The organism is Aeromonas sp. HMWF017 (assembly GCF_003061465.1).
Lineage (GTDB): Bacteria > Pseudomonadota > Gammaproteobacteria > Enterobacterales > Aeromonadaceae > Aeromonas > Aeromonas veronii.
Genome location: NZ_QAJD01000145.1, coordinates 53,544 through 60,438, shown reverse-complemented (window position 1 = coordinate 60,438; position 6,895 = coordinate 53,544). Strand labels below are relative to the sequence as shown.

The window sequence follows — 6,895 nt, the reverse complement described above, 5'->3', positions numbered from 1 at the left end:
CCATCACCGCCAATCTGGAGGGGGGGCGTTACAGCTACCGGATGAGCAAGGCGGCCCTCGACATGGGGGTGAAAACGCTGGCCCTCGAGTGGGCGCAACGTTTCCCGCAAGCGGGGGTGGTGGCGGTGGCGCCTGGCTTGATGGAGTCCCCGATGAATGCTCCCTTTCTGAGCGAGTTGCCTGTGGAACAATTACAGGAGCCTGCCGAGGTGGCGGTGAAACTGCTCAATCTCATCAAGGGGTTATCGTTGACCCAATCGGGTCAGCTACTGGATCTCAACGGTCAGCCGCTGCCTTGGTAAATCCCGCCTGCGGGTTCTATGGACGTCTATTGGCTTCACATTCTGCTCATGCGCCCCTTGCCAAGCGAGGGGCGCATGGCTAACGTCACTCTCCTGTTTCAGGAGGGATCTCATGCGCTATATCGATTTACGAAGTGACACCGTCACCCAGCCTACTGACGCCATGCGTCAAGCCATGCTCCACGCCGAAGTCGGTGACGATGTCTATGGTGAAGATCCGGGCGTCAACGCGCTGGAGGCCTTTGGGGCCAGATTGCTGGGCAAACAGGCGGCGCTGTTTGTGCCGTCCGGCACCATGTCCAATCTGTTGGCGGTGATGAGCCACTGTCAGCGCGGTGAGGGGGCCATCCTCGGCAACGCCGCTCACATCTATCGCTATGAAGCGCAGGGGAGTGCCGTGCTGGGCTCAGTGGCCTTGCAACCCTTGCCGATGCAGCGCGATGGCACACTGGCATTCGATGATATCAAGGCCGCGCTGGCCCCTGATGATGCCCACTTCGTCCAGACTCGCCTGATCTGCCTTGAGAACACCCACAACGGCAAGGTGCTGCCGCTCTCCTATCTACAGGAGATGGGGGCATTCGTTGCCGAGCGCGGCTTGAAGCTTCATCTCGATGGCGCCAGGCTCTTTAACGCCGCCGTGGCCAGCGAGACCCCGGTCGAGGTGATCGCTGCACCGTTTGACAGTATCTCGATTTGTCTCTCCAAGGGGTTGGGTGCACCGGTGGGCTCGCTGCTGGTGGGCAGCCACGATTTCATCGCCCGTGCGCGCCGCTTACGCAAGATGCTGGGAGGTGGCATGCGCCAGGCGGGCATTCTGGCGCAAGCCGGTCTGTTTGCCCTCGAGCAGCATGTGACCCGTCTGGCCGATGATCACCGCCGTGCCAAACGGCTGGCCGAAGGGTTGGCTGCACTGCCGGGCATCGAGCTCGACCTCTCGCTGGTGCAGAGCAACATGGTGTTCCTGCGGCTGCGTGAGGGGGAATCGGCCCCTCTGCTGGCCTTTATGAAGGAGCGGGGGATCCTTTTCTCCGGTTACGGCGAGCTGCGGCTGGTGACTCATCTGCAGATCAACGATGACGATATTGAAGAGGTGATCGACGCTTTCACCGAGTATCTCGGGGCGCGTTGAGGCGGCTCGGTGAGGTAGAGGTTATACTGAGACCTGTTTATACCGAAATAACAGAGGGCGCCGCGGCGCCCTCTGTTATTTGCAGCAAGCTCAAGCCTGCCGCTGGCCGCTCATCAGCATGGCCTCATCGGTGGCATCGTAGATCATCACCGCAATGTGGGTCACCTGACCGCCGAAATCGGCCAGTGGTACCAGGGTCAGGTTCTGGAACATGTGGGGGGCCGAGCCGGTAATGGGGCGATAGTTGGAGAAACGCAGCAGATAGGGCTTCTGCTCCCAGGTGCTGAAGGCGCGGTTATTGAGCTTGAAGACCATGTTGGCCTTGCGCTCGAACCAGGCTTTGTCCACATCGGGGAAGAGCTCGAACAGTACGCCATCGCGCACGTCACTGGCCAGTCGGCCGCTGTGGCTCTCCATAAAGCCGTTCCACACCTGTACCTTGTACTCCTTGTCGAGCACTACCAGGCCTACGTCCAGGTTCTGGACTATGTTCATCAGCCAATGAAATTCACGGATTTCCATAGTCACTCCTAGAGCATGTGCATGATTTTGTTGTTCATGGTGGCGATGGAATCTTCGGTAAACAGCAGCAGCAGATCACACTGCACCGCATAATCCTGGATCCGGTAGTTGATCTCGATGGCAAGGGTACGGCGCCAGCGACTCTTGTTGGTATTGATCAGCTCGTTGATGGATCTGTGCTGGCCAAGGACCACAGGGTGGCCCTGACTGAAGGGGGTATCTAGCTGGTTGGCGTAGCCGCGCAGAAAGGCGCCGATCAGCACGTTGGCGGTATCCATCAGCAGTTCGAGTTCGGCGGTGCGATCCAGCGCACCCGGATGGTTCATCAGCTTGGCCAGATCCTGAAAACTGGCGTCATGGAACAGCACGAGCGCCTCGCCAGCAATCCCTGCGCCGATAAAGCCCTGACAGACGGCAGAGAGGGTGTCAGAGTCTGCGGCAGCCGAGAGGGCCATGTGCAGCTCGGAGACCTCCAGCACGTTGACGTTGGGGATGGGCAGTACCACGAAGGCGTTGAGCAGGCGGGCCAGCAAGTCGGCCGCCTGACCCATGGAGACGTTGGCCAGCTCCTGATAGACGTCACGAATCTCCGGGGTGATGATGACACCCGCATCGGCGATCACCCCGCTGGGCAACGATTCGGCTGCGCTCGGCTGACCGATTGGGGCTGCGCTCCAGAAGCCATGCTTTTTGAGCAGGGCGAGCAGGGTGTCAGGGGCGGCAGGCTTCTTGATGAAATCGAGCGCCCCCAGCCCCATGACCCGCTGATAGGCTTCTGGCTGGATATCGCCGGAGACCACGATCACCTTGTTGCGCAGACCCTCCCGTTGGAGGGTCTCCAGCACGCCGTAACCGTCCATTTCCGGCATGGTCAGATCGAGGAAGATGAGATCGCCATGACCCATCAGCACCTGTTCGATCCCTTCGAGACCATTGGCTGCGTAGTGCAAATCGACTTTCCAGTCGGCCGGGAGCGCCCGCGCCAGCTGTTTGCGGGCGAACCCGGAGTCATCACATATCAATACATTCATGGCGTTAGGCAGGCTCTGTTGGCAAGGGATGCTATAAGTGTGGCCCGCTAACGGTCAGATGCAATGGGTGAGGCTATCACCTTGTGAAAATTGATTGTCCCACTGCCGATTGCGATAGCGTGCTGAGTATTTTTCAACAAATTCAACGAACATCTTAACACGCAACGGAGCGAACTGGTGCTGGCAACACAACATGTAGAAGGGGCGATTGCCGGTTTGCCAGTCGGTCAGTACCGGCACCAGCTGCTCGTCATGGAGGAAGCTGCTCAGATAGTGCAGCGGGGCGTTGACGATCCCCAGATGACGTCGGGCTGCGCGTACCGCGGCCTGGGTCTGGTTGACGGTCAGTTTGGCGCTGCGTTTGATGCAGACGCTCTGGCCATCCTTGTCGGTCAGCTGCCAGTGCTGGTGAGGCCAGCAGTAGATGAGATCGTGCTCTTCCAGCTGGTTGGGATGGGAGGGGGTGCCCTTTTTGGTCAAATAGAGTGGTGAGGCAAACAGACCGTACTCGATATGGCCGAGACAGATCGCATTGGGCAGCGACTGGGGCAGCTCACCGTTGAAGAACACCAGATCCCGATCATTGTCGAACAGGTGCTGGTGATCATTGGTCTGGGTGATATCGAACTGTACCTCGGGATAGTGCAGTCCGAATTCGGCCAGCATATCGATGAGGATGGTGTTGGAGAGCGCGATCGGCGCAGCTATCCGGATAAGCCCGGTGATGTCGGCCTCTTGACCCTGGATCTCGCTGGTGGCCTGCTCGATTTGTGCGAGTGGCGTGCAGAGACGTTCGTAGTATCTGAGGCCATCATCGGTCAGGCGGAGCTTGCGGGTAGAGCGATGTAGCAGGGAGCAACCCAGTTGCTCTTCCAGCTGGGAAATGCGTCGACTGATGGTGCCTGTTGGCATGCCCAGTGCGGCTGCAGCGTGGGAGAATCCTCCCTCTTGCACCACCTTGACGAACAGGTAGAACTCTTCGATGTGCTTCATAAACGCTGTTCTGGGTGTAACAAGGGGGCAACCATAAAAAGAGCGTTCCGGGTTGGCAAGGGTAATTCAGCGTTTAATTGATCTGGATTCGATTTCTGTTGATACCAGTTATCCACCCGCCCGTCATCTCAGTTTCCCCGAGCTGGTGATTATTTTGGCACGATGTCAAATGGTACTGCGGCAGTGATGCTTGCCATATTCCCTGATTTGTTCCGCTATAACCGCGGGCGAAGGCCGATATTGCAACCTGATGGAAGGGCGCAGGGTTGCTCTGGGTGCTCAGTTGGGGTGGTTTGCCATCCACAGCCAATGTGATGCAGATCATATATTCGGGTTTTGCTTATTGCCTGTTGAAAAATGAATTTGGGGTATATCAATTCCGCCTTAGTGAACTATTTTTGTCCGTTTTGGCGTTTTTTTGGCTGTTTATCCATCCGCTTGGTTAATTAATGGAAGCTTTGTGACAGAGAGTGATGACTATTTCCACCATTGATTTAAATGTTAATAACAAGTTTGTCGCAGCAAATATGCAATTGCGCTTTCAAGGTCTCGAGTGGATAGCTCTTAGTGCTTGTTTTTACTGGGGAAAAAAGTTAAAAATCGACTATATGATTTGCCTGGATTAACAGGGTCCTTGGCTGAGTCCTTTGTAGTATTGCCTTACAGGCTGCCCTGTTGTTGATATCTGAAATAGTTTTGTCCGCTCTTGGCTATGTGAAAAGGGATAATGGCCAAGATGTATTTGCACCTTGCATTCTGCAGCTAGCGGTTTGCCAGATCTGTTTTCCGGTTAACCAGTGACCATCCAGCATGAATGACCTTGACCAGATGAATACGCTTGACGAACGGTTACTGAAGACGATGGATGTTCTGCATACCCCGATCTGGGTTTATGACATCGAGCATCACCATATTTTCTGGGCAAACAGCGCCGCGCTCTCCGTGTGGGAGGCGACGTCTCTCGACGAACTCTGCTCCCGCGACTTCTCTGCCGATATGGCAACCGCCATCGATCTGCTGCTACAGCGCTATCTGGGTGATTTTCAGCAGGGGCGCAGTTACAACGAGTGGTGGACCCTCTCCCCAAAGGGGGTCAAGAAGCAGATCTATCTACGCCTCTCTGGCATTCAGCTGGCTGGCCGTCTGATGATGATGACCGAAGCGGTGCTCGACTCCGATACCCTCTATCAGGAGTCCTCGCTGGCAACCGGCGATACCCTTGCCTGCCTGTTCGATAGCCATGGTGTGTTCGAGAGTGGCAACTATCACTTCGAAATGTGTTTCGGCCACCAGATCGCCAAGCTCTCCCAGGTTTTCTCCGGCAATGATGACAGCTTCTACCAGAAGCTCTCCCGTCTCGATGAAGTGGTGACCGAGGGGGAGTGCCGTACCCTCAAGGGGATGCGCTGGTTCCAGTATCAGTTCCGCTATATCCAGCAGGGGGCCCGCATTCTGCTCACCATGCGGGATATTACCGATCGCAAACTCGAAGAGCTGGAGCATCGCCACCTCGCCTGGCACGACTCCCTGACCGGCCTGCTCAACCGTTATGGCTTGATGAAATCCCTCGAGGCCTATTGCGGTCTGGGTGAGCGTTTCGCGCTGGTGTTCATGGATCTGGACAACTTCAAGCTGGTCAACGACAACTACGGCCACAAGGCGGGAGATCGCCTGCTGGAGCGCGTTGCCGGTCGCCTCAAGCAGATTTGCCCGCGGGATGTGGAGCTGGCTCGCCTCGGTGGCGACGAGTTCACTGCGCTGGTGCCGCTGGGCAATCAGGGGGATCGGGCGCAAGAGGTGGCCGATCAGATGCTCTCCCAGATGACCAAGCCGCTGCAACTGAGCGGGCTGCCGGAGGTGACCATCGGCGGCAGCATCGGTATTGCCATCTATCCCGATGATGCGGATGACGGGGACAACCTTATCACCCGTGCCGATATGGCCATGTATCAGGCCAAGCAGATGGGGCGGCTGCGCTGGCAGCGTTTCACCCCCAGCATGCAACAGACCCTGCAGCGCAAGCTCAATCTCAAACAGTTTCTGGCCAAGGCCATCGGCCGTCAGGAGCTGAGCCTCTGTTACCAGCCGCAGGTCGATGCCGCCAAACGGCGTCTGATCGGTTACGAGGCGCTGCTGCGCTGGTACAACCCGGTGCTCGGCCATGTGTCGCCGGTGGAATTTATCCCGCTGGCCGAAGAGATGGGGCTGATCCGCGAGATCGGCAGCTGGGTGCTCTCCACCGCGCTGGCACAGGTCGCCAGCTGGCAGAAGCGCTTCCATCAGCGGGTGCCGGTCTCCGTCAACCTCTCCGGTTTCCAGCTCTCGTCGGCGCTGCCCGGGCAAGTTCGCCAGCAGCTGGAGCTGCACGGGGTGGATGCCTCCCTGTTGACGCTGGAGCTGACCGAAACCGTGCTGATGCTCGATATGAAGGGGTGCCTCGGCATTCTCGACGATTTGAGCGAGCAGGGGATCAAGATTGCCATTGACGATTTCGGTACCGGCTACTCCTCGCTGGCCTATCTCAACCGGTTGCCGATCAACAACATCAAGCTGGATCGCTCCTTCGTGGTCGGTCTCAACTTGCCGGTGATCCGGGCGACTGCGGCCATGGCCACCAATCTGGGGTTGGGGATCATGGCGGAAGGGGTGGAGGAGCCTCACGAGCTGGCCGCCCTGCAGACCCAGGGGTGCCATGTGTTCCAGGGATATCTGTTCAGCAAGCCGCTGACTGTAGCGCAAGTCGAGGCGAACGGCTTTGTGGTGGAGTGCCAGGTTGGGCGTTATCCACTGCTAGATGCCGTAATGGCAGAGTAACAAGTGTGCGTTAGACCACAACTTGGGATTTTATTCCGTAATATTTAATCAAAATTAATCATTCTTTTGCGATCGGTCATGAGACGGATTGGCTGGAGTTG

At 57.3% G+C, this 6,895-nt stretch carries 5 protein-coding genes and 1 pseudogene; 3 read left to right on the top strand and 3 right to left on the bottom strand.

Annotation, left to right across the window (positions count from 1 at the left end; translation table 11 throughout):
- A pseudogene (locus tag DBR30_RS22275) lies at positions 1-302 on the top strand (short-chain dehydrogenase); the annotation flags it as partial.
- A gap of 112 nt (positions 303-414) precedes the next feature.
- Positions 415-1,434 carry a low-specificity L-threonine aldolase gene (gene ltaE, locus DBR30_RS15110; protein WP_005351141.1) on the top strand — a complete coding sequence of 340 codons (1,020 nt, stop codon included), beginning with the start codon at positions 415-417 and terminating at the stop codon, positions 1,432-1,434.
- Positions 1,435-1,524: 90 nt separating this feature from the next.
- Here the strand turns inward: ltaE and DBR30_RS15105 are convergent, their stop codons facing one another.
- From DBR30_RS15105 to DBR30_RS15095, 3 genes are read right to left on the bottom strand one after another with little or no spacing between them, the layout of a single operon-like run.
- Entirely contained in the window at positions 1,525-1,956 is a 432-nt protein-coding gene (locus tag DBR30_RS15105) for a PAS domain-containing protein (protein WP_042081919.1), read from the bottom strand.
- An 8-nt stretch (positions 1,957-1,964) separates the two neighbouring features.
- Entirely contained in the window at positions 1,965-2,987 is a 1,023-nt protein-coding gene (locus DBR30_RS15100) for a response regulator (RefSeq protein WP_108541800.1), read from the bottom strand.
- A 54-nt stretch (positions 2,988-3,041) separates the two neighbouring features.
- Positions 3,042-3,980, bottom strand: a complete 939-nt coding sequence (locus DBR30_RS15095) for a LysR family transcriptional regulator (protein WP_005337171.1) — start codon at positions 3,978-3,980, stop codon at positions 3,042-3,044.
- 861 nt (positions 3,981-4,841) lie between these two features.
- Between DBR30_RS15095 and DBR30_RS15090 the strand changes: the two genes are divergently transcribed.
- Entirely contained in the window at positions 4,842-6,794 is a 1,953-nt protein-coding gene (locus DBR30_RS15090) for a putative bifunctional diguanylate cyclase/phosphodiesterase (RefSeq protein WP_108541801.1), read from the top strand.
- Positions 6,795-6,895: the final 101 nt, after the last annotated feature.

Excerpts from the sequence above, each read along its gene's own strand:
- DBR30_RS15105 (WP_042081919.1), bottom strand. The coding sequence starts at position 1,956 with ATGGAAATCCGTGAATTTCATTGGCTGATGAACATAGTCCAGAACCTG.
- DBR30_RS15090 (WP_108541801.1), top strand. The coding sequence starts at position 4,842 with ATGGATGTTCTGCATACCCCGATCTGGGTTTATGACATCGAGCATCAC.
- DBR30_RS15100 (WP_108541800.1), bottom strand. The coding sequence starts at position 2,987 with ATGAATGTATTGATATGTGATGACTCCGGGTTCGCCCGCAAACAGCTG.
- DBR30_RS15095 (WP_005337171.1), bottom strand. The coding sequence starts at position 3,980 with ATGAAGCACATCGAAGAGTTCTACCTGTTCGTCAAGGTGGTGCAAGAG.
- ltaE (WP_005351141.1), top strand. The coding sequence starts at position 415 with ATGCGCTATATCGATTTACGAAGTGACACCGTCACCCAGCCTACTGAC.